This is a genomic window from Corallococcus carmarthensis (assembly GCF_003611695.1).
GTDB lineage: Bacteria > Myxococcota > Myxococcia > Myxococcales > Myxococcaceae > Corallococcus > Corallococcus carmarthensis.
Map to the genome: position 1 here is coordinate 1 of NZ_RAWE01000063.1, position 21,350 is coordinate 21,350.

The 21,350-nt window shown below is 69.2% G+C and carries 20 protein-coding genes; 11 read left to right on the forward strand and 9 right to left on the reverse strand.

Annotated elements, in window-relative coordinates:
* The first annotated feature begins 410 nt into the window (after positions 1-410).
* The 4 genes from D7X32_RS18675 (at position 411) to D7X32_RS18690 (ending at position 5,682) form a co-directional block, all read left to right on the forward strand.
* Positions 411-872, forward strand: coding sequence for a hypothetical protein (locus D7X32_RS18675; protein WP_120603917.1), 462 nt, complete (start codon positions 411-413; stop codon positions 870-872).
* Positions 873-937: 65 nt separating this feature from the next.
* Positions 938-2,365, forward strand: coding sequence for a sensor histidine kinase (locus D7X32_RS18680; protein ID WP_120603918.1), 1,428 nt, complete (start codon positions 938-940; stop codon positions 2,363-2,365).
* Positions 2,362-3,723 carry a sigma-54-dependent transcriptional regulator gene (locus D7X32_RS18685; protein ID WP_120603919.1) on the forward strand — a complete coding sequence of 454 codons (1,362 nt, stop codon included), beginning with the start codon at positions 2,362-2,364 and terminating at the stop codon, positions 3,721-3,723. Before D7X32_RS18680 ends, D7X32_RS18685 begins: the two co-directional genes overlap by 4 nt.
* 141 nt (positions 3,724-3,864) lie before the next feature.
* A complete protein-coding gene (locus tag D7X32_RS18690; protein WP_120603920.1) occupies positions 3,865-5,682 on the forward strand; it encodes a L,D-transpeptidase family protein in 1,818 nt (605 codons plus the stop codon).
* On the opposite strand, the gene D7X32_RS18695 is transcribed toward D7X32_RS18690, so the two are convergent.
* The 3 genes from D7X32_RS18695 to D7X32_RS18705 are packed head-to-tail and all read right to left on the reverse strand — an operon-like array spanning position 5,679 to position 7,552.
* The gene (locus D7X32_RS18695; RefSeq protein WP_120603921.1) at positions 5,679-6,095 is read right to left on the reverse strand and encodes a secondary thiamine-phosphate synthase enzyme YjbQ; all 417 of its coding nucleotides are present in this window, start codon (positions 6,093-6,095) and stop codon (positions 5,679-5,681) included. The two genes, D7X32_RS18690 and D7X32_RS18695, sit on opposite strands and share 4 nt — an antisense overlap.
* Positions 6,096-6,116: 21 nt before the next feature.
* The gene (locus D7X32_RS18700) at positions 6,117-6,851 is read right to left on the reverse strand and encodes an alpha/beta hydrolase (protein WP_120603922.1); all 735 of its coding nucleotides are present in this window, start codon (positions 6,849-6,851) and stop codon (positions 6,117-6,119) included.
* Entirely contained in the window at positions 6,848-7,552 is a 705-nt protein-coding gene (locus D7X32_RS18705; protein WP_120603923.1) for a peptidylprolyl isomerase, read from the reverse strand. The genes D7X32_RS18700 and D7X32_RS18705 overlap by 4 nt, the downstream gene beginning before the upstream one ends.
* A gap of 74 nt (positions 7,553-7,626) precedes the next feature.
* On the opposite strand from D7X32_RS18705, the gene speD reads away from it, so the two are divergent.
* The 7 genes from speD to D7X32_RS18735 are packed head-to-tail and all read left to right on the forward strand — an operon-like array spanning position 7,627 to position 14,758.
* Positions 7,627-7,977 (forward strand): adenosylmethionine decarboxylase, encoded by a 351-nt coding sequence (speD, locus tag D7X32_RS18710; RefSeq protein WP_120603924.1) that lies wholly within the window; start codon positions 7,627-7,629, stop codon positions 7,975-7,977.
* Entirely contained in the window at positions 7,974-9,890 is a 1,917-nt protein-coding gene (locus tag D7X32_RS18715) for a DUF4178 domain-containing protein (protein ID WP_120603925.1), read from the forward strand. Before speD ends, D7X32_RS18715 begins: the two co-directional genes overlap by 4 nt.
* A gap of 34 nt (positions 9,891-9,924) precedes the next feature.
* The gene (locus D7X32_RS45980) at positions 9,925-10,086 is read left to right on the forward strand and encodes a hypothetical protein (protein ID WP_167506487.1); all 162 of its coding nucleotides are present in this window, start codon (positions 9,925-9,927) and stop codon (positions 10,084-10,086) included.
* Entirely contained in the window at positions 10,086-10,313 is a 228-nt protein-coding gene (locus tag D7X32_RS18720; RefSeq protein ID WP_120603926.1) for a DUF350 domain-containing protein, read from the forward strand. The genes D7X32_RS45980 and D7X32_RS18720 overlap by 1 nt, the downstream gene beginning before the upstream one ends.
* Positions 10,314-10,326: 13 nt before the next feature.
* Positions 10,327-11,823, forward strand: coding sequence for a polyamine aminopropyltransferase (locus D7X32_RS18725; RefSeq protein ID WP_120603927.1), 1,497 nt, complete (start codon positions 10,327-10,329; stop codon positions 11,821-11,823).
* Positions 11,814-13,445 carry an FAD-dependent oxidoreductase gene (locus D7X32_RS18730; RefSeq protein ID WP_208752471.1) on the forward strand — a complete coding sequence of 544 codons (1,632 nt, stop codon included), beginning with the start codon at positions 11,814-11,816 and terminating at the stop codon, positions 13,443-13,445. Before D7X32_RS18725 ends, D7X32_RS18730 begins: the two co-directional genes overlap by 10 nt.
* A 26-nt stretch (positions 13,446-13,471) precedes the next feature.
* Positions 13,472-14,758, forward strand: a complete 1,287-nt coding sequence (locus D7X32_RS18735) for a threonine aldolase family protein (RefSeq protein ID WP_120603929.1) — start codon at positions 13,472-13,474, stop codon at positions 14,756-14,758.
* Positions 14,759-14,831: 73 nt separating this feature from the next.
* Here D7X32_RS18735 and D7X32_RS18740 read toward each other — a convergent pair whose 3' ends face one another.
* From D7X32_RS18740 to D7X32_RS18765, 6 genes are all read right to left on the reverse strand, one after another.
* Positions 14,832-15,263: a cupin domain-containing protein gene (locus D7X32_RS18740; protein WP_120603930.1), complete on the reverse strand. Its 432-nt coding sequence runs from the start codon at positions 15,261-15,263 to the stop codon at positions 14,832-14,834.
* A 269-nt stretch (positions 15,264-15,532) separates the two neighbouring features.
* Positions 15,533-16,687 carry a protein kinase domain-containing protein gene (locus D7X32_RS18745; RefSeq protein WP_120603931.1) on the reverse strand — a complete coding sequence of 385 codons (1,155 nt, stop codon included), beginning with the start codon at positions 16,685-16,687 and terminating at the stop codon, positions 15,533-15,535.
* A gap of 155 nt (positions 16,688-16,842) precedes the next feature.
* Positions 16,843-18,657, reverse strand: a complete 1,815-nt coding sequence (locus D7X32_RS18750; protein WP_120603932.1) for a serine/threonine protein kinase — start codon at positions 18,655-18,657, stop codon at positions 16,843-16,845.
* Positions 18,654-19,523 (reverse strand): DUF2381 family protein, encoded by an 870-nt coding sequence (locus tag D7X32_RS18755; RefSeq protein WP_120603933.1) that lies wholly within the window; start codon positions 19,521-19,523, stop codon positions 18,654-18,656. The genes D7X32_RS18750 and D7X32_RS18755 overlap by 4 nt, the downstream gene beginning before the upstream one ends.
* Before the next feature lie 100 nt (positions 19,524-19,623).
* Positions 19,624-20,379, reverse strand: coding sequence for a DUF5953 family protein (locus tag D7X32_RS18760; protein WP_120603934.1), 756 nt, complete (start codon positions 20,377-20,379; stop codon positions 19,624-19,626).
* Complete coding sequence (locus D7X32_RS18765) at positions 20,376-21,014, reverse strand: DUF6310 domain-containing protein (protein WP_306414651.1); 639 nt, start codon at positions 21,012-21,014, stop codon at positions 20,376-20,378. The genes D7X32_RS18760 and D7X32_RS18765 overlap by 4 nt, the downstream gene beginning before the upstream one ends.
* Between the last annotated feature and the right edge of the window lie 336 nt (positions 21,015-21,350).

Sequence of the window (21,350 nt, forward strand, 5' to 3'; positions counted from 1 at the left end):
GGCGGCGGCCGGGGCCGGGGTGTTGGCAAACGCGGCGGAGGCGGCGAACAGGGCGGCGACGATGACGGTCTTCATGGATGGCTCCGGGGACGACACGCCGACGCGGGATTGCATCGGTTGATGCCAGAGCCCTAGAGCACCCGCCGTGCCAGGGCCGGTTTCAAGCAACTTCGCGGGGTTCTCCGGGTGGGAGCGGATCCGCCATGGGGAGAATCTCCTCAGTTGCGATCGAAACAATGGGTGCAAGCTCCCCAGGCAGGCGCACGTTGCTTTGACGGCAACGGCGCTCTTCTGCAAGCTGCACCGCGTCCATGCGTTCCGAGCGCCACGCGCCGGACGTGACATGGAGCATGAAGCCCGGTCGTCCTCGTCGTGCATGCCGCGCGGCCAGGTGTCGGGAGAGATGGCGTATGCGGCACCTGCTGGTGGCATGGAGTGTGGCGTGGCTCGGAGTGGGATGCGCCGCGACCATTCCCCCTGAACGCCTCCAGGCCCAGGTGTCGGAGACGGAGCGCTGGCAGCGCGAGTACCAGGCCGAGCGCGAGCGCACCGAAGCGTTGGCGGCGAGGATGGCGGCCCTGGAGTCCGCGCTGGAGGAGCTGGCGCAGGAGCGCGCGGAGGCGGAACAGGCGCGCGCGGAAGCGGAGCAGGCGCGCGCGACCGCGGTGGACGAGCTGGCGCGGCTGGAGACGGAGCGCCACACGCTGGAGGAGCACAACGCGCAGCTGCTGGCGCGGCAGCGCGAGCTGGCGGCGCTGCACGAGGAGCTGTCGGACGTGTGGTACGAGTCCGCGCTGGAGCGCGCGCGGCGGCGCACCCAGCCTCCGCTGCCGGGCGCTTCCTCCACCGAGGCCAACGGGCCGGTGCCGTAGTCTCTTTTCTTTCGAAGTCTTCTCCGGATTCTTCCAGGGATTCTCCCAGGAGCGTGCCCGTGGCGATGAACTCGCGGACCCCCATCCGTGGATACCGCGCGGGTTTCTTCTTCGTGGTGATGCTCCTGTCGGGCGTCACCGGCTTCATGCTCTGGACGGAGGTGCGCACCGGGCATCAGGTGGACGCGCTGGTGCTGGAGGCCCTGGAGCGCGCGAGCCTCATCGGCCGCATCCGCGTGGACGTGATGTCGCTGGAGTCCGCCATCGAGGCGCACGTGCGCTCCAGCGGCGACGCCGAGCGCAAGGAAGCCGACGCGGTGATGGAGGACATCCTGGGCAGCATCCGCCAGTCCTCGGAGGCGTACATGCGCCACCTGCCGCCCGGCGAGAAGGAGGTCTGGCTGCGCTTCAACGGCGCGTGCCAGGGGCTGGCGGATCAGGTGCGCGCGGCGGCGGTGTTCTCACGTCAGCGTGACGCGGAGCGCGCCCGGCGCCACCTGGTGGAGAGCATCCGCCCGCTGGCGGCGGAGGTGGACCAGCTGGCGGGGCAGCTGGCCACGGAGAACGCGTCCGACGCGCGCGTGCTGGTGGGACGGCTGGGCACGCTGCGGGTGCGCAACACGGCCCTGGGCGCGGCCACCACGCTGCTGGCCATCCTCCTGTCCATGCTGGTGGGCTGGCACATCATCTCCCTGCTCAAGCGCCAGGACGCCACCATCCAGGGACAGTTGGAGGAGTTGGGACGGCACAACCAGGAGCTGGATGCGTTCACCCGCCGCGTGGCGCACGACCTGATGGGGCCGCTGTCTCCGCTCAAGGGCTACCTGACGCTCATCCGGCGCTCCGGCGCGGTGAAGGACCCGGGCGCGCTGGAGATGATTTCGCAGTGCGAATCCAGCGCGGTGCGCATGGGCGAGTTGATTGAAGCGCTGCTGCGCTTCTGCCGCGCCGGCACGCGGGGCGACGGGACGATGGGGGAGCTGGACACGGCGGTGAGCACGCTGCTGTTGGAGGTGAGCCAGACGGCGACGGCGCTGGGCGTGTCGCTGGAGCGCGAGCTGGAGCCGGGCGTGCTGGTGGACTGTCCGGCGCAGTTGCTCCAGGTGGTGGCGCGCAACCTCTTGTCCAACGCGGTGAAGTACACGGCGGGGCGGCCGGATCCGCGCGTGAAGGTGCGGGTGGCGACGGAGGGGACGGACGCGGTGGTGGAGGTGACGGACAACGGGCTGGGGATGAGCGCGGCGACGCAGGCGTCGCTGTTCCAGCCGTTCTTCCGGGCCGCGGAGGTGCGGGGCATTCCGGGGCACGGGCTGGGGCTGGCCACCACCCGGCGCGTGGTGGAGGCGCACGGCGGCACGCTCACGGTGCATTCGGAAGAAGGCAAGGGGACGCGGATCCGCGTCCGGTTCGCGCGTGTGGCGCGCACTCCGGCGCCGCTTGTGGTGGAGTCCGGGCCGCAGCGCGACGCCCACTCCATCCGCAAGGCCTCATGAGCACAGCTCGAATCCTCGTCGTCGATGATGACCCGCATGCGCGGGACCTGCTCCAGCGCCTCCTGGGCGTGCTGGGGCCGGTGACGCAGGCGCCGGACCCCAAGGGCGCGGCGGAGCGGATGGGCGAGCAGTCCTTCGACCTGGTGCTCACGGACATGGCCATGCCCGACCCGGGCGACGGCCTGAAGGTGCTCCAGACGGTGAAGTCGAACCTGCCGGACACGCCGGTGATTGTCGTGACGGCGTTCGGCAACATCGAGGGCGCGCTGGACAGCATCCAGCTGGGCGCCTTCGACTACCTGTCCAAGCCGTTCGACGTGGACGCCATCATGCGGGTGGCGAAGCGGGCGCTGGAGCAGAAGCGGCTGGTGGAGGAGAACCGCACGCTGCGCAAGCAGGTGGAGCGCACGTCGCTGGTGGGCCGCAGCCAGGCGCTGCTGGAGGTCTACAAGCAGGTCGCTCGCGCCGCGACGAGCAACGTGCCGGTGCTGATTACCGGTGAGACGGGCACGGGCAAGGAGATGGTGGCGCGCGCGCTGCACAAGCGTTCGGCGCGTTCGGCGGGGGCGTTCATCCCGGTGGACTGTGGCGCCATCACCGAGTCGCTGATGGAGAGCGAGCTGTTCGGCCACGCGAAGGGCAGCTTCACGGGGGCGTCGGGTGCGCGGCGCGGCCTGTTCGAGGAGGCCAGTGGCGGCACGCTGTTCCTGGACGAGATTGGCGACGTGGGGATGAAGGTCCAGTCGCAGCTCCTGCGCGTGCTCCAGGAGGGAGAGATCCGCCGCGTGGGCGAGAGCGTCCCGGTGAAGGTGGACGTGCGGGTGCTGGCGGCGACGAACAAGGACTTGAAGGCGAGGGTGGCGGAGGGGCTGTTCCGCGAGGACCTGCTGTACCGGCTGGACGTGGTGCACCTGCACCTGCCGCCCCTGCGCGACCGGCGTGAGGACATCCCGGCGCTGGCGGAGCACTTCGCGGCGCTGCACGCGCGGGGCGGGGTGCGGCCGGTGGTGACGGCGGACGCGATGGCGCGGCTCACGGTGTACGACTGGCCGGGCAACGTGCGGCAGTTGGAGAACGTGATGGCGCGGGCGCTCGCGCTGAACGTCACGGGCGTGCTGGGGCCGCCGGACTTCCCGGAGCCCATCGGTGACGCGCCCAAGCGGCTGACGGGGCTCGCGGGGGATCTGCCGAGCCTCGCGGAGCTGTCGCGGCGGTACGCGGCGCACGTGCTCCAGCACGTGGGCGGCAACAAGAGCGAGGCGGCGCGCCTGCTGGGCGTGGACCGCAAGACGCTCTACAAGCTCCTGGAGACGCCGGAAGCGCCCGAGGGGATTCCGCCTGCGGAGGGGCGGAGCTGATCCGCGGAGTCACTTTCCGCCGTTCGTGGCAATCGCCGTTCGGGGCGCATGCCCTGCCCACCCACGCGCTTTCGCGCGCAGGAGATCGCACCTGGGCCGACGTTGAGGATGTCAGCGGGGACCCGTAGCGTTGCGGCCTGTATGCGCCGCCGCTGGTTCCCCCTCGGACTCCCCCTGTTGTTCTTCGCGTGCGCTCCGGTGGAGCCCCCCATTCCCATCGCGCCGGTGGATGCGGGCACCGTGACGGCACAGGCCCCCGCGCCCGAAGCGGAGACCGCGCCGCCGACGGAGTCCGCGCAGGCGCTGCACTCCGCATGGCAGGCCACCGCGCCCGAACCGGCCGATGACGGCGGCGTCACGCATGCGACGGCTCCGGCCCTGCTTGGCGCGGTGGAGGGTTCAGAGGACGCGGGCAGTGCGCTCTCGTTGTCAGTGGAGCCTTCGCTGTCGCAATCCGCCTCCGTCGGAGGGAACTCCGAAGCCCTTCCTGGCGAAGAGGAACCGCAGGTCATCACGGAATCCGAGGTCCCCGTGCTGGAGCTGGGACCGGACGGCGAGCCGTTGATCGACGCGGATGACTCGGCGACCGGTACGGATGCCCTCGCGCAAGCCGATGAGGATGCGCTGGACGGAGGAATCGCTCCAGGCTCGTCCGTTGTCGTGGGCACCGACGGCGATGAGGACGCCATCGCCGATGCACCGCTCACGGACGTCGACGCGGGCATGGAGCCCTACGCCATTCCGTACTCCCCGGACGCGGGCTCTCTGCGCGTGCGCCGCTCCATCGCGGTGCGCTCGGAGCCCCGGCAGGACTCGCCTTCACTTGGCACCGTGGCCCAGGACATGCGCGTGCGCTGGAAGGGCGCGATGCGCGGACCGGACTGCGAGACGTGGGTGGAGCTGGAGCCGCGCGGCTGGGTCTGCGAGCGCTACCTGGAACAGAACTTCCGCGAGCCCCGCGTCCGCCCGCTGCCCCGCGTGGAGGAGGGCGCGCTCACGCCCGGCATCTACGCACGCGTGGTGGGCCGCCGCGTGCGCGCCTACCCGAGCCTCGCGCTCGCCCGGAAGAAACGACAGGGCGTGCTGCTCAAGGGCTCCGTCACCGTGAAGCTCCTGGGCCAGGTGAAGGTTGGCCGGCGCACCTTCTGGCGCACCTCCGACGGCCAGTACTTCGAAGCGCGCGTGCTGCGCGAACACCGCCCCTCCGACTTCAGCGGCCTGGACGCGGAGGCCCTCGCGTCCCTGCCCATGCCCTTCGCCTGGGCGCAGTCCCGCGCCGCCCCCCGCACCGACGTGGTGGTGCGCAAAGCCCCCGACGCGCGAGCCGAACGCGAAACCGTCCTCCCTCCGCGCACGCTCGTCTCCGTGCGAGAGCTGTCCCCCGACGGCCAGTGGGTCCGCATCGCGGAGGACCACTGGGTGGCGCGCGACGACCTGCACGTCGCGTGGTCGCTGGCATCGCCGTCCATCGTGGATCCCGGCGCGCGCTGGCTGGACGTGGACCTGGAGGCGCAGACGCTCATCGCCTACGAGGGCGACCGCCCCGTCTACGCCACGCTCATCTCCTCCGGCAAACCCGGCACCGACACGCCCGAAGGCCTCTTCCGCATCTGGGTGAAGTTCGCGGAAGCCGACATGACGGGCCGCATGGGCAGCGCCAGCTACCGCGTGGCCACCGTGCCGTGGACCATGTTCTTCGAGGGCGACTTCGCCCTGCACACGGCCTACTGGCACGACCGCTTCGGCGAACCCGTGAGCCACGGCTGCATCAACCTGGCCCCGAAGGACGCGCGAGCCCTCTACGGCTGGACCACGCCTGACGTGCCCACCGGCTGGTCCATGGCCCACGCGACGCAGGACGACCCCGGCACCTGGGTGCGCATCCGAGGGCAGGCGCGCGAACAGCCGAAGAAGCGGCGCAACCGCACGGCCGTCGTCGCCACCGTGCGCGACCTCTAGCCGCCCAGCACGGACACCGTGACGCGGCGGCGGTGCGGCGACGTGCGGTGCTCCCAGACGTAGACGCCCTGCCACGTGCCCAGGTCCGCCTCGCCGTCCTTCACGGGCACGCTCAGGGACACCTGCGTCAGCACCGTGCGCACGTGCGCGGGCATGTCGTCCGGCCCCTCCGCGTCGTGCTGGAACAGCGGGTCTCCGTCCTTCACCAGCCGGGAGAAGAACGCCTCCAGGTCGCGCTGGACGACGGGGTCCGCGTTCTCGCTGATGATCAGCGACGCGCTGGTGTGGTGCAGGAACAGCGTGCACAGGCCCTCGCGGATGCCCGTGCCCTTCACCGCCTTCTGCACCTCACCGGTGATGTCCACCAGGCCCCGGCCCCGCGTGGACACCGTCAGCTCCTTCGCCTGATACACCCTGCGCCTCCGTCCCGCGGCTCAGCGTCCGTCCAGCCGCTTCACGAGGAACGCCGCCAGCTGCTCCAGCTCCTCGCTGATGAGGGTGTGCCCACCGTCGAAGGGTAGGAACTCCACCGGCATCCCCGCGCCCGTCAGCAGGTCACGCAGGCGCTCGGCCTCCTGGAAGGGGAGCAGCGGATCCTGCCGGCCATGTCCCTGGAACACCGGCAGGGACGGCCGGGCGCGGGCCTTCGCCGTCCACTCGTCCCGGGCGACCGTGGCCCCGGACAGCAGGCACAGCCCGGCGGGGCACTCCTCCAGCCGCAGCGCCACGTCCGTGGACATCATCGCGCCCTGGCTGAAGCCTCCCAGCACGACGCGATTCAAGGGCACCTGGAGCGCCGCCACCGTGCTCATCAGCGCCCGGCGCGCGGCGGGCATCCCCGCCGGCACGGCCTGGGAGTACTGCGCCCAGTCGCGCTTCTGTCCCATCAGGTACTCCATGGGGATCTCGAACCACATGCGCCCGCCGCCCATGCCCAGATGCTCCATGGTCAGCGGCGCCTCCGGGAACACGAAGCGCACGGACGAGGCCAGCCGGGGCGCGGCCGTCATCAGCTCCGGCGCCAACGCCACCAGGTCCGTGCCCGGCGCGCCCAGGCCGTGGCTCAACACCACCACCAGCTCCGGCGTCGCGCCCTCGGGGAGCGCGTCCACCACGTGGCAGTTCAACTCCCCCAGCTTCGTGCGCACGTGGCGCGGGCGGAGGCTCACGGCTGCGTGTCGCTGATGGTGATGTGCTGGATGACCATCTCCGTCTCCGGGCGGTCCTGCGGTCCGCGCGGCGTGTTGGCGATCTTCACCACCACGTCGTTGTAGCCCTTCACCACCTCACCGAAGATGGTGTGCCGGCCCTTGAGGAACTGCGGCGTGGACGTGGTGATGAAGAACTGGCTGCCGTTGGTGCCCGGGCCCGCGTTGGCCATGGCCAGGAGGCCCGTCTTGTCGAAGTCCCGGTTGCTCTTGAACTCGTCCCCGAAGCGGTAGCCCGGGTCGCCACGGCCGGTGCCCGTGGGGTCGCCGCCCTGGATCATGAAGTCCGGGATGACGCGGTGGAAGATGACGCCGTCGTAGAGCGGCTTGCCCTCCACGCGCTCGCCCGTCCTGGGGTTGATCCACGGCTGTTCGCCGGACGCCAGGCCCACGAAGTTCGCCACCGTCTTGGGCGCGTCCTTGGAGAAGAGCTTGAGCACGATGGTGCCCTGGTTCGTCTCCATCGTGGCCCAGAGGTCCTGGCCCTCCAGGGCCTTCTTCTGGAAGCCCTTCGCGGAGGCCACGTCCGTCTGCAGGCTCACCGTGCGGGTGTCCGGCTCGGAGTTGGCGGGGGCCTTCGCGGCGGGCGGCTGCTCCTTGTCCTTGGAGCACGCGGTCAGGGCGAGGCAGAGGAGTCCAGCGGTCAGGAATCGGGTGCGCATGGGGCGCGCATCCTAGCGGCTTTCGACCGGGCTCCAGCGTGTTAAAGAGGGTGGCATCCCCGGAGGTTTTCCCTGTGACAACCGGACAGGAATGGCTGGTTGACGCGAGCGGCTGCGCGCCGGAGCGGCTCAAGGACGCGGCCGCGCTGGCGGGACTCTTCGAGGAGCTGGTCGTCCTGATGGACCTGAAGGTCGTGGGCCAGCCGCAGTGGCATGTCTTCCCGGAGCCCGGTGGCGTCACCGGACTGGCGCTCCTGGCCGAAAGCCACCTGACCGTCCACACCTTCCCGGAGCACGGCTTCGCCGCGCTCAACGTTTATTGCTGTCGCACCCGCGCGCGTCCGGACTTCGACGCGCTGGCGGCGAAGCATCTGGGCGCCACGTCGTGCCGCGTGCGCGAGCTGTCGAGAGGGGTGGAGGCGTGACGCAGGGGGCGTGTCCGTCGTGTGGCGCGAGCGTGGAGTTCTCCGCCGGGTCCGCGCAGGTGGTCGTCTGCGCCCACTGCCAGACGATGGTGGCGCGCGTGGGCGCGGAGCTGGAGGCCCACGGCAAGGTGGCCCGCATCGTGGAGACGGACTCCCCGCTGCGCCTGGGGCTGGAGGGCCGCGTCAACGGCACCGCGTATCAAATCGTCGGGCACCTCCAGAAGGACCACGGCGCCGGCCCCTGGGACGAGTGGTACGTGGAGATGTCCGACGGCCGCACCGGCTGGCTCAGCGAGTCCGAGGGCGCCTTCCACCTGCTCTCCGACGGGGGCGTGGAGGAGGGCCTCGCATTGCAGGACCTGCACCCCGGCGAGCGCCTGCGCCTGCGCAACCGCCCGCTGGTGGTGGAGGAGCGCGGCCACGGGCGCGTCACTTCCGCGGAGGGACAGCTCCCCAGCGACGTGGATCCGGAGGCGGACAGCTACTACGTGGACGCCACCGGCCCGCGCGGCCTGTTCGTCACGCTGGACTTCGGCACGCGCGACCGCGACCCGGAAGTGTTCCTGGGGCAGAAACTGGAGCTCGTGCAGCTGGGCATCCCCGCGGGGGAGCTGCGCCCGCGCGTGCGCAAGGCGCAGTTGCAGCAGGCGCGCTGTACCCACTGCAACGGCCCGCTGGAGCTGCGCGCGCCGGACCAGACGCTGCGCGTGGCGTGCCCGTACTGCGGCGCGCTGATGAGCGTGGCCCAGGGCAAGCTGGCCTTCCTCAAGCTGCTCCAGAAGCCGGAGCTGCCGGCGGCCCTCGCCCTGGGGCAGAAGGGGACGCTCGACGGCGCGGAGTGGATCTGCATCGGCTACCAGGAGCGCTCGTGCGTGGTGGAGGGCACGCGCTACCCGTGGATGGAGTACCTGCTCTACCACCCGGCGCGCGGCTTCACCTGGCTGATGGAGTCCAACGGCCACTGGGTGTTCCTGAAGCCCCTGGCCGCCGGTGACGCGAGCGTGGTGCCGCAGGTGTCCGCCTTCTACGACCGCCGCCGCTACAAGGCCTTCCAGTCCGTCACCGCCGTCACCGACGCGGTGGTGGGCGAGTTCTACTGGAAGGTCTTCCAGGGCGAGACGGCGCGCGCCACCGAGTACGTCGCGCCGCCGTACTCGGTGAACGAGGACGCCACCGACAACGAGGTCACGTACACGCACGGCGAGTACCTCACGCCAGAGCAGGTGCGCGACGCGTTCAAGCTGAAGGAGCCGCTGCCCAGGCCCCGGGGCATCGCGCCCAGCCAGCCCAACACGCGCCGCGCGGCGATGATGCGGACGCTGCGCTGGTCGGCGCTGTGGCTGCTGGGCTTGTTCGCGCTGGCGGCGGTGCTCCACGCGCGCGCGCTCAACGCGCAGGTGCTGGACATGATGGTGAAGCTGGACCGGGACGCCGCGTCGGGCACGCCGGCCGCCATGCACTTCAGCCAACCCTTCGAGCTCACCCGGGACGGCAACGTGCGCGCCCAGGTGTCCATGGGCAACGCCATCGACAACGCGTGGGTGGGCGTGCAGGGCGACCTGGTGAACCAGGAGACCCAGGACGTGGTGAGCTTCTACGAGGAGATCAGCTACTACCACGGGCGCGACAGCGACGGTTCGTGGAGCGAGGGAGGCCAGCAGGGCAGTGTGTTCCTGTCCGCGATTCCCAAGGGCCGGTACGTGCTGCGCACCACCACGTCGTTCGACCCCGCGCTGGGGCTCAGCGCGGCCAACGGGACAGCGCCCATCGTCTACCGGGTGGTGCTCACGCACGACACGCCCAACGAGAGCTGGTTCGGCATCGCGCTGGTGCTGCTCCTGGTGATTCCGGCGCTGTCGTTCTTCGGCGCCCACAGCTTCGAAACCGAGCGCTGGAAGGAAAGCAACCTGTAGTGCTCAAGGCCCTCGCGGCAAAGGGAGGTGGACGATGCGGTACCTGGGAGGACTGGTGCTCATGGCGTACGCGTGGGCCACCTATACGGGTTGGGCCCCGTTCAGTGAGGAGGAGCGCGGGCGGGTGACCGGTGACGTGAAGCGCGGTCCCGGCGGCGTGCTGCTGTGGACCGGTGGATTCATGGGAGGCAAGTGATGCTGTTGCTCGGAGTGGTGGTCACCCTGCAGGGAGTGCTGGCGAGCATCATCTATTCGCTCATCGGCCTGGTGGTGTTCGTGGCGGGCTTCTACGTCATCCGCCTCATCCTGCCGTACGACGTGCACAAGGAGATCGAGGTCGACCAGAACGTCGCGCTGGGCATCGTCATCGGCTCGTTCATCCTGGGCCTGGCCATCATCATCGCGGCGGCCATCAGCGGCTGAAACACGTGACGCTTTGAACAAGACGCTGCTCTTCCTCACCGTCCTCGTCATCGCGACGTGCGGGCTCATCTACGAGCTCATCGTCGGGACGCTCGCCAGCTATCTGCTGGGGGACAGCATCACCCAGTTCTCCACCGTCATTGGCGGCTACCTCTTCGCCATGGGCATTGGCAGCTACCTGTCGCGCTTCGTGGAGCGCGGGGTGGCCCAGCGCTTCGTGGAGATCGAGCTGGCCGTGGCCCTGGTCGGCGGGCTGTGCGCGCCGATGCTGTTCCTCACCTTCACGCTCACCGGCGTGTTCCCCGTCGTCCTGTACGGCAGCGTGTTGATCATCGGCACGCTGGTGGGGCTGGAGATTCCCCTCCTGCTGCGCATCCTGCAGGACCAGCTCAAGTTCAAGGACCTGGTCAGCCAGGTGCTGACGTTCGACTACCTGGGCGCGCTCGCGGCCAGCGTGGCTTTCCCACTGCTGCTGGTGCCGAAGCTGGGCCTGGTGCGCACGTCGCTGCTCTTCGGACTGCTCAACGCGGGCGTGGGGCTGTGGAGCACGTGGCTGCTGGCGCCCGTGCTGGCCAACCCGGTGCGCCTGCGCGTCAAGGCGGTGTTGCTGTGCGCGGGGCTGCTGGTGTGCTTCGCGTTGGGGGACCGGCTCACCACGTTCTACGAGGACCAGCTCTACGCGGATGAGGTCGTCCACGCCACGAGCTCCCCCTACCAGCGCATCATCGTCACGCGCGGCAAGCGGGGCTTCTCGCTGTTCCTCAACGGCAACCTCCAGTTCGCCAGCATCGATGAGTACCGCTACCACGAGTCCCTGGTGCACCCCGCCATGGTGCGCGCGCAGAAGGTGGAGCACGTGCTCATCCTGGGCGGCGGGGACGGGCTCGCGGCGCGCGAGGTGCTGAAGTATCCGGAGGTGAAGTCCATCACGCTGGTGGACCTGGACCCCGCCATCACCGGGCTCGCCACGGGCTACGGGGAGCTGGCGGCGCTCAACCACCACTCCATGACGCACCCGAAGATGCGCGTCATCAACACGGACGCGATGCAGTTCCTGGCCGAAGGCGCGAACACCTGGGACGTCGTCATCGTGGACTTCCCGGACCCCAACAACTTCGCGCTGGGGAAGCTGTACACGACGGGCTTCTACAAGATTTTGAAGAAGCGCCTGGCGCCGGGCGGGGTGGCGGTCATCCAGAGCACCAGCCCGCTGTTCGCGCGGCGCTCGTTCTGGTGCGTGGAGACCACGCTCAAGGCCGCGGGCTTCTGGACGCAGCCGTACCACGCGCTGGTGCCGTCCTTTGGCGAGTGGGGCTACGTGCTGGTGGCGCAGGAGCGCGCCGGCCGCTACCGCCCGCTGCCGGAGGGGCTGGCGTTCCTGGATGAAGACACGCTGGAGGGGCTCACGCGCTTCTCTCCGGACATGTCGCCGCTGCCGGCGGAGGTGAACCGGCTGAACAACCAGGTGCTGGTGCACTACTACGAAGAGGAGTGGCGCCGGTGGAACTGACGCGGCGCGAGCTGGTGGCCGCGTTCCTGGGCGCCTCCGTGGCGAGCGCCTGTACGCGGCAGGCCGCTCGCGCGCCGGTGCCGGGCGCCATCGTGGACCGGGCGGTGGACACCGGCCACAAGTTGCGCACAGGACCGCTGCCGCGCGCGCAGACCTTCGAGCCGGTGGACGTGCTGATTGTCGGCGCGGGCGCGGCCGGCCTGTCCGCCGCGTGGCGCCTGTCCGCCGCGGGCGTGAAGGACGTGCGCGTGGTGGAGCTGGAGGCGGAGGCCGGCGGTACGTCGCGCTCCGGCCGCAACGGCGTGTCCGCGTTCCCGTGGGGCGCGCACTACCTGCCGTCGCCCCTGGAGGACCGGGGGCCGGTGATGCGCCTGCTGCGGGAGATGGACGCCGTCACCGGCGTGGACGCGGAAGGCCATCCGTCGTTCGCGGAGGAGCTGCTCATCCAGGAGCCCGACGAGCGCGTCTTCTACAAGGGCCACTGGTACGAGGGGCTGTACCTGCGCGCGGGCGCGAGCCCCGAGGACCTGGCGGAGTTGGAGCGCTTCGACGCCAAGATGAACGCCTTCGCCGCCGCGCGCGACGCGAAGGGGCGCAAGGCGTTCGCGGTGCCGGGGGCGCTCTCCAGCGACGACGCGGAGTGGACCGCGCTGGACGCGGTGAGCATGGCGCGGTGGATGGAGGTGGAGGGCTTCCGCTCGCCCCGGCTGAAGTGGTTCGTGGACTACGCGTGCCGCGACGACTACGGCGCCACCTCCGAGCACGTCTCCGCCTGGGCGGGCATCTGGTACTTCGCCGCGCGGCAGAACGGGAAGGGGGAGCGCAGCGACGGCTTCCTCTCCTGGCCCGAGGGCAACGGCCGGCTGGTGAAGCAGCTGGCGTCGTCACTGGGGCCGCGCCAGCTGGAGACCCAGGTGCTGGTGCACACGGTGGAGCCAGGGGAGGATGGCTGCCGCGTGCACGCGCTGGATGCTCGCACCGGAGCGCCCCGGGCCTTCCACGCGCGGCAGGTGGTGCTGGCGTGCCCGCGCTTCGTCGCCGCGCACGTGGTGGCGCCCTGGCGCGAGGCTCGGCCCGCGTGGATGGAGGCCTTCGTCTACAGCCCGTGGGTGGTGGCGAACCTGACAGTGTCCGCGCCGCCAGTGTCGCGAGGCTTCCCGCTGGCCTGGGACAACGTCTTCTACGAGAGCCAGAGCCTGGGCTACGTGGTGGCCACGCACCAGTCGCTGCGCCAGGACGCGCGCGGGCCCACGGTGCTCACGTGGTACCTGCCCATGGCCGGCGCGGACGTGAAGGCGGAGCGCAATAAGGCCCTCTCCGCGACGTACGGGGACTGGGAGGCGCTGGTGATGGCGGACCTGATGCCGGCGCACCCCGGGGTGGGCGCGCTCGCGCAGCGGCTGGAGGTGCAGCGCTGGGGCCATGCCATGGTGCGGCCCCAGCCCGGCTTCCTCTGGGGCGAGGCACGCCGCGCCGCGCAACAGAGCCTGGGGCGGCACCTGCACTTCGCGCACACGGACCTGGGCGGCATGGCCCTCTTCGAGGAGGCCAACTGGTTCGGCGTGCAGGCCGCGGAGCGGGCCCTGACGGGAATGGGGCTCAAGAGCGCCAGTTGGTTGTAGCCATCGGAAGCGGGAGGGAAGGGCACATGAAGGACAGTCGCTTCAGCCGGGCGGAGTTCCTCGGACTCACCAGCCTGCTCGCGGGCTCCACGCTGTTCCCGGGACGGGGCGAAGCGGCTCCGGACGGGGGCACGCCCTCCCTGCGCACCGTCAAGTCGCCGGGGCTCACGGGCGTCCTTTCGCCGGACGCGGGCGTCGCGGCCCCCAGGGCAGGCGCGGCGGCGGGCTCGCAGGCGGAGTACGAACAGCTGCGGCAGGGCTGCACCGCGTCCCTGCCGGTGCGCTCCTCGTCCGATGACGGCGCGGAGTTCGTGCGCATTGGCGAGTGGATGCAGCGCCAGAAGCTGTCCAGCGACGTCTACGGCAACGGCGACTTCGTGCAGGCCTTCGAGAAGAAGGTGGCGGACCTGCTGGGCTTCGAGGACGCGTGCTTCATGCCCACGGGCACCATGGCGCAGCTCAGCGCGCTGCGCATCTACGCGGACGCGAGCAACGTGCGCACGGTGGGCGTGCACCCGTCGTCGCACCACGTGCTGCACGAGGACGACGCCTACTCCGTGCTGCACCAGCTGCGCGCCGTGTACCTGGGCCCGTGGACGCGGCCGCTGCTGGCGGAGGACGTGGCCCAGTCCCGCGATGTGCTGGGAAGCGTCAGCGTGGAGCTGCCGGTGCGCTGGCTGGGCGGGCAGCTCCAGACGTGGGAGCAGCTCAACGAGCTCAAGCGCACCTGCCGCGACAAGAAGGTGAAGCTGCACATGGACGGCGCGCGGCTCTGGGAGAGCCAGCCCTTCTACGGCCGCTCCTACGCGGAGATCTGCAAGGGCTTCGACTCCGTCTATGTGTCCTTCTACAAGATGGTGGGCGGCATCGGCGGCGCGATGCTGGTGGGCAACCGCGACTTCATCCAGGAGTCGCGCGTGTGGCGCCACCGGCACGGCGGCAACCTGTACCACCTGGCCCCGCTGGTGGCCTCCGCGGCCATGCGCTTCGACGCCGCGCTGGCCGCCGTCCCCGGCTACGTGAAGCGGGCCAAGGCGCTCACCGCGCTCATCGCGGCGGACACGCGCGTCACGGTGCTGCCGCAGCCCGTGCAGACGAACATGTTCCACGTGTTCCTGCGCGGCTCACCGCAGGCCTACAACCGCCAGCGCGACCGCATCGCGCGTGAGGACCGGGTCTGGGTGGCGGGAGGCTTCGGACAGACGCGCGTGCCCGGCGTCGTGTCCACGGAGCTGCAGGTGAGCGAGGGGCTGGGGGGCATCAGCGACGCCGACGCGGCCCGGGCCTTCCTGCGCCTGCTGGAAGCGGCCTGAAACCTGGCCGCCTGCCTTGACGTCGGGTGTCAATGTCAGACACCCGACGGGTGAAACACAGCAGGCCAGCGCGTCAGGCCGCCTTCTTGAGGCTGTACTGCGGCTCCTGCTCCTGAGCCTTCAGGAAGAACTCCGAGTCCAGCAGCATCACGATGCGGCCCTTGTCGTCGTGGAACGCGATGGGGCCGTGCGCGGTGAAGTGGATGAGCGACTCCTCCAGCGCGGTGGTGGCGGGGTGCTCGGCGCCCAGCGGCTCGAACTCGTAGTCGCCCGCGCGGGTGATGCCCAGGCGGTCGTGCGTCGAGCCGGAGAGGATGAAGATCTCCGCCGGGCCCAGGTGCTTGTGCGGCGCGAAGACGGCGCCCTTCTCCATCTTCAGGATGGCGCTCCACACGCCCGTCTCCGCGCTCACGCGCAGCAAGCGGTAGGAGGTTCCAGGCCCGAGCGGCTTCCACTCGAGGTCCGCGGTGTGCACCAGGCCATTCATCATCGCCATTCCGGACATGACAGCCTCCTCGCTCAGCCCTGCGTCTGTGTGTCTTCAGCCATGATAACGCCCAGGAATGAAATCCTTGCAAGTTAGTCGCACGTGTCGGGTTGTTGTCTTTGACGCATCCCTTTGTCTCAGGAAGATTCCATGGCGGCTGTCCGCAGGGGCCGCTACCGGTCGCATTTTCTGATCAGGCAGCACGCGGCCGGTGTTTCCGGACCCCTGTGGAAACCCCTCATCCGAGGGCGTACCCGCAGCAAATCCGAGTCGCACTGCCCTGCCTGTTATCTCGTGGTGATGTCGTCCAAGCGCACCGAAGAAGGACGGCGGCTCCGGAGTCCCAGCTCCACCAGGGCCTGCCCCGCGTCCGTCACGGCCTTCTCCAGCTCCGCGGCGGCTTCCTCCTGTCCGAAGACGACACCCTTCCCGAGCCAGCCATTCAGCTCGGACGCCAACGCACGCGCCGACGGGTAGCGGTCAGCGGGCGAAGGCTGGAGGAGCTTGCGAAGCGGCAGGCGGAGGGGCTCGGGGAGCTTCGCGGTCAACGCCTCCAGGTCCGCCTGTGTGTAGGTCGCCGCGCGCCAGATGGCCGCCTCCGTCCGGACGTCGCATCCCGCCAGCCGCGCCCGGCGAATCGCGCGCCGGACTCGCACGAGCTTCCGCTTCGACAGCGAAGCCTTCACCTCTTCGGTGACGTCGTCCGGGGCATCCAGCAGGTTCCTGCCCGTGGCCAGTTCGAGCATCACCACGCCCAGGTTGAACAGGTCCGAGCGCGCATCAACACGGCCGGACAGGAGCATCTCCGGGGATGCGTAATAGGTGTCCCCCTGCGGCCGATGCACGGTGGAGGAAACGCGCCCCGGCAGTGAGGACAGCGCGAGCCCGAAGTCGGAGACCCGCACGTTGCCCTTCCAATCGACGAAGACGTGGTCCAGGTCGATGGCACGGTGAACGATGTTCAAGGGATTGCCGTTCGCGTCCTTCGCCTCGTGCGCGTGCGCCAGCGCCTCCGCGACCCGCGCTCCGACGTGCAGCACGAAGAGCGGCGAGAACCAGCGACGGCACTCCGAGACGATGGTCAGCAGGTCGCACAGGCTGTGACCGGACGGATGCTCCGTGATCACGTACCAGGAGCCTTCCGCCTTCTGCATCCCCTCGACGCGGAAGATGCCCGGGTGCTCCAGGAAGGAGGCAAGGCGCACCTGCTCCTCCAGCTTCGCTCGCGCCCGCTTCACGCGCGTCATTCCCTGGTCGCTCGAAACGCCAATCGCCTTGAGCAACACCCGGCCCTTGATCTGCCCCTCTTCCGTGCGACGCCGCGCCACCAGGAGGCTGATTCCGTGATGCGCCTCCCCCAGGTCATCGCGGAACTCGTACTGGAAGCCATCCTTCGTGAAGAGGATGGACCCTCTTGGAGCCTTGAACTCGACTGACGCCATCCGCCGTCTCCTCTCGCCCGGGCAACATCCCGACGCGATACCGTGCACGTTACCCAGGGGATGGGGAACATGGGAACGACCCCCTGAGGTCATGTCGCGCCACGAGCGGAATCCGGCAAGACCAACCACCTACCCAGGACGTCTCTCCGTCCCGCTCAGGGCCAGCGGTCCACGACCTTGCCGCGAATGATGTTCGCCACGGCCTGCACCCGGCCATCCTTGAAATCTTTGGCGGGCATCGCCACCACGAAGCAAACGGGCTGCTCGTCCTGTCCAGGGAGCTTCACGCGGTCATATCGAATGACGGCCGTCGGCCCTTCGTTAATCCCCATGGGGTGGGGGGTGTAATACGCCGTGCCGTAGAAGCGCGTTCCGGGAGGAGCCACCTGCACCGCCCGTGGATCGTCGTGACCCTTGGGAACAACAGCCACCACCGCCGCACCTGCGGTAAGCCAGGGTGACTCATTCGTGCCGTAACGGTCATCCGCGATGACGAGGAAGGTTTCGCGCACTTCCCAGTGAAGTTCTTCCCGCATGGCCCGTTCCGCACCGGCCGGGCACGTGAATGCCTCGGGGCGAATCTGGGAGCCGGGGCAGCCCGCCGCCAGCGCCGCCACCAGGGACAGCGAAGCGCACCCGGCGGCACCGGGGGGGCGCTTCTGCATGCGGGGCGCGGCCTGGGGGGGCGCTTCGAGTGACGGGGTCTTCACGGGTGAACCTTCCTTGGGGGCGGCGACGATTTCGGGTCCCGGTGTGGATACGGACGCCGGGCCAGTGGGTGACATACCAGGGGCTGGGGGCGTGGACGGCGAGGAACGAGCGGTGCCGGGTGGGGTCGGCGTGGCAATCACGGGCGGTGACTGCGGGGGCGACGCTTCAGGGCGAAACCAGAAGGCCGCAGCGGCGACGAGCGCGACGACAGCGACGACGACGCCCGCGAGCCAGCGCCGCGTATCGCGGGAGCGTGGCATCAGGCTGACGTGCCGTTTGAGCGGGGCGGGATGAAGCGACGGCACCAAGGCGGCAGGGGGCACGCTGCCAGCGGGTTCCACCTGCCGCTGTTCAGAGGGGGCATGCGCCGGCACGTCGTAGTCGCTCCCAGGAGCGGCGAGCAGCTCCGAGAACTCGCGACGCAACGCTTCGGTATCGACCGGGCGCCTCTTGGGGTCACGAGAAAGGATGTCGTCGACGAGATCACTCAGCGCTTCGGGAGCGCGGGCATTGACCGCGCGAGCAGCGGGCGGCGGCGCGACCGGGCTGTTCAGGGCAAAGCGCCCGTTGAACTCCGTCGGGCGCGGATCCGTCAGCAGCTCATAGAGCATGGCACCGACGGCGAAGATCTCGTCCGCCACCTTGAAGGCGTACCGCGCCCGGTGCTCGTCCTTGTGCTCCCGTAGGAACTGGAACTGCTCCGGTGCACGGAAGCGATCTGTCCCCGGGGGCAACCCGCCCTCCGTCAGCTCTTCAGCGAGCGTGTGGGTCGCACAACTGAAGTCGATGATGACGGGCTCGCCGTCGCTCTTGCGGATGAGGACGTTGCTCGGCTTCAGGTCGCGATGAAGCACGCCACGCCCGTGCATGTAGGACAGCGCGGCGCAGAGCTTGTCAAAGACCGTCAGGATCTCGCGCACCGTGGGGTGTTTGCGTTCCTTCCACTCCGCCAGCGTCCATCCCTCCACGTAGTCGAGTGCAAGGTAGGCGTTGCCGCTCTCCGCGTAGCCGTACCCCCGGTGCCCGACGATGTTGGGATGGTCCAGCAGGAGCAGCGCCGTCAGCTCGCGCAACGTGCGGGCATGGGTCTTCTTGAGGTCCCCGCTGGTTTCACGGTGACGCGCGATCTTGAGCGCGCTCTGAATTCCGTTCTTCTCCACGCGGTAGACGACGGCGAAGCCCCCATTGCCAAGCTCTCCTGTGACGCGCCATCCGTCCACGACGGCACCTGACGGAAGTCTGAGCAAGGTCGCGGTCATCGGGCTTCCCCTGGAGTGGGTCTGGGAAAGCGCACCTTGTGGATCGTGAGGCTTCGTCCCCCATCCCCGCGCACCTCCAGGGTGAAACTGGGGCTGGCCTCCAATCCTTGCGTATCCGCCACCACCAGCACCCGCCGCTCCTTCCCTGGAGGAATCGCTCCCTCCTGGACATTCACGAGCCGTGCCCTCAAGGGTCCCCCCACCCTGCCCAGCAACAGTGCCTCACGCGGCGTCCATTCTGGCCGGCCCACCTCGTTGAAGATTCGGAGATCCACCAGCACCCACCCCTTGCCCCTGAAGGACACGGTCTTGTCTGACGAAAGCCCCTGGGCGCCGGGCTCGACGATATTGACCTCAGAGGTCGTGACTCCCATCTCGTCCACGTAGCCCAGCAGCACGAAGTCCTCCGGCTGCGGCACCTTGGCTTGAGCGGCGGTCTGGCAAGCACTGTCCGGAAGCGCGGGACGCTGCACGTCGATCCGCGTATCCACTTCGGCCGGGTCAGTCACCAGCGAGAAGGCGGCCCGCGCGGGTGCCCTGCCGTCCGCGAAGAAGACCCCCATCTCCTGCTGCTCGTCCTTCCGGAGGTCGGACACGGCTTGGACGATGACCGACCGCTCCCCCGCATCCAGGACGCGGATCCGCGACTCGTCGACGGTGAGGGACTTCCGTTGGATCGGAGCGGGGAACAGGAGCAGCGTCGGTGTGTCCTGGGCGATGTGGACCACGGGCAGAGCTTCACCTGTGGTACTCGCGACGGTGACAGGCCGTTCCCGTCTGACGCGGCCCCCAGGTGACGGCTCGGCGTGCGCCGCGGCTCCCCATGCGAGCGCCAGCGCAAGGGCCAATCTGAAAGGTTGGAGCAAGGATGCGTGACCTCCCGGATGGGCACGCTACCATCGCGGATGCACGCGCAGTGGCGCTCTTTCCCTCAGCCCGAGCCGCATCCCAAGCCCCCTGATTGGATCAAGGCGCCGCCCGTCCGCCGATCTCCGGGAAGCGCTGATAGGCGCGCTTGAGTGCATCCAAGTGGGTTGGGTTGTCCAGATCGAGCGGCGCGTCGGTGAGTTGCACAACCCACCCGCCCGACTCCGTGCGCCGCGCCCGTGAAAGCAGCTCGGCGTCACGGGTCGGGTCGGGGAATCCAATGGTCCGCGCGGCAGCGGCTGACCAGTAGTTGAGCCACCCAAGGTAATAGGGGATCTCTGGTGCGCGTATCTGCTCGAGGAGCTTGAGGGCCGGCAGCCCCCGACGTGGGGACGGCGGCCCCTCCAGGGTGGGGGCTGTCTGATACGCGATGTCCAGCGCAGCGTCATCCGGCGTCGCATGCCCCCAGAACGCGCAGGCGCCCTCCGCTACTCGCTCCAGCATCTCCCCTGCTGCCGCGACAACGGCCGCATCTAGCGGTAACTCCGCTTGGACATCGAGCAGCGGCTGACCACCCGGTCCGAGGCGTCCCGACCTCCCCCTTCCTGAAACCGTCACGGGGTAGCTCTCCTCGCCATTGCACAGGAGTGGGAGCTTTCCGCGTGGTGTCGCCTCAACGAGCCAGGCGTCGCGTTGAGGTAACTCGATAGGGCGCCCTCCTTTGCCCACTTCCCAATTCAGGCGCAAGCCGGGCAGCGCCCGTTCCATGCCACGGACGACCGCGAGTGTGCGGCCATCATTGGCCACGAGCACTGGCGCGTAGACGGTCAGATCGAGGCGTTTCCGAGTGGTCATCGCTTGCATCCTGTGACGACGACATTGAGGAATCGATTCGCTCGCAACAGCGCGTCCTTGTGCGCGTGGGTGCTCACCCCGATCACGTAGCCATATCCGCATGCCGCCGCAGCGTCTTGCTCCCTTTCTATTTGCTCCAGCTCCTTCGCAATCTCCTGCCTCCGGATGAAGTCATTGTACGTGTCGAATCGATGGGTCTTGATCTCCCACAGCACGCGCACGCCAACTTGCAACGCATCGAAGCGTACGCCGCCAATGACCACATCCATTCCGGGATAACGGTTGGGCGGGAACTTGTCGGCACATTCATTATGCGGGTCGTCCTCACCCGCGTGAGGCACAGGAACAGGTTCGCAACTGGCGCGGCCCGTCCTGTCCACGGGCACGGGTGGCACTGGGGGCTGCCAGTCCTGCCCCGCTGGCTCGGGCTTCAGCTTGGGCTTGCGTTGCGCTTCAGCTTCCCGAGAGGACACCTTCGCTCCTCGTGAGGTCCCTGCTTCCTCAGGGTAGGCGTGGCGAAGTTCGTATGCATCCAGCTCTTCCTTGATGGCGACGGCGGCCACCACCACGCCAAGAACGATCACGGCTCCCACGACAATCTCAGGAGCCACCAGAACGCAGAGCCCGATTCCCATGGCACCAGCGCCAGCGGAGGCGACAGAGCATCGTCCCGTGGTGTCATGGAATTCGATCCGGTCATGGTCGAGGGCTCGATAGCACTGCTCCACGAGAACGGGCCAAGGCTGGGAAGCCTCTCGGACAACGCAACGTCCCCCGTCAGTCCAGGGCAGTCTTGCCGCTCGCTGAAGGTTGGCAAGCCTCGGGTTCCGCGTTCCCCGCACACTGGGAGGCGGTGTCGACGAAGCGCAGGCCGAGAGGAAGAGTAGGAGTGCGATGCAAGCGCGGAAACGCATGACTACGAGCCGCCTACCGACACAGAAGAGGAAAGAAGAGCCTGGATCGCAACCAGG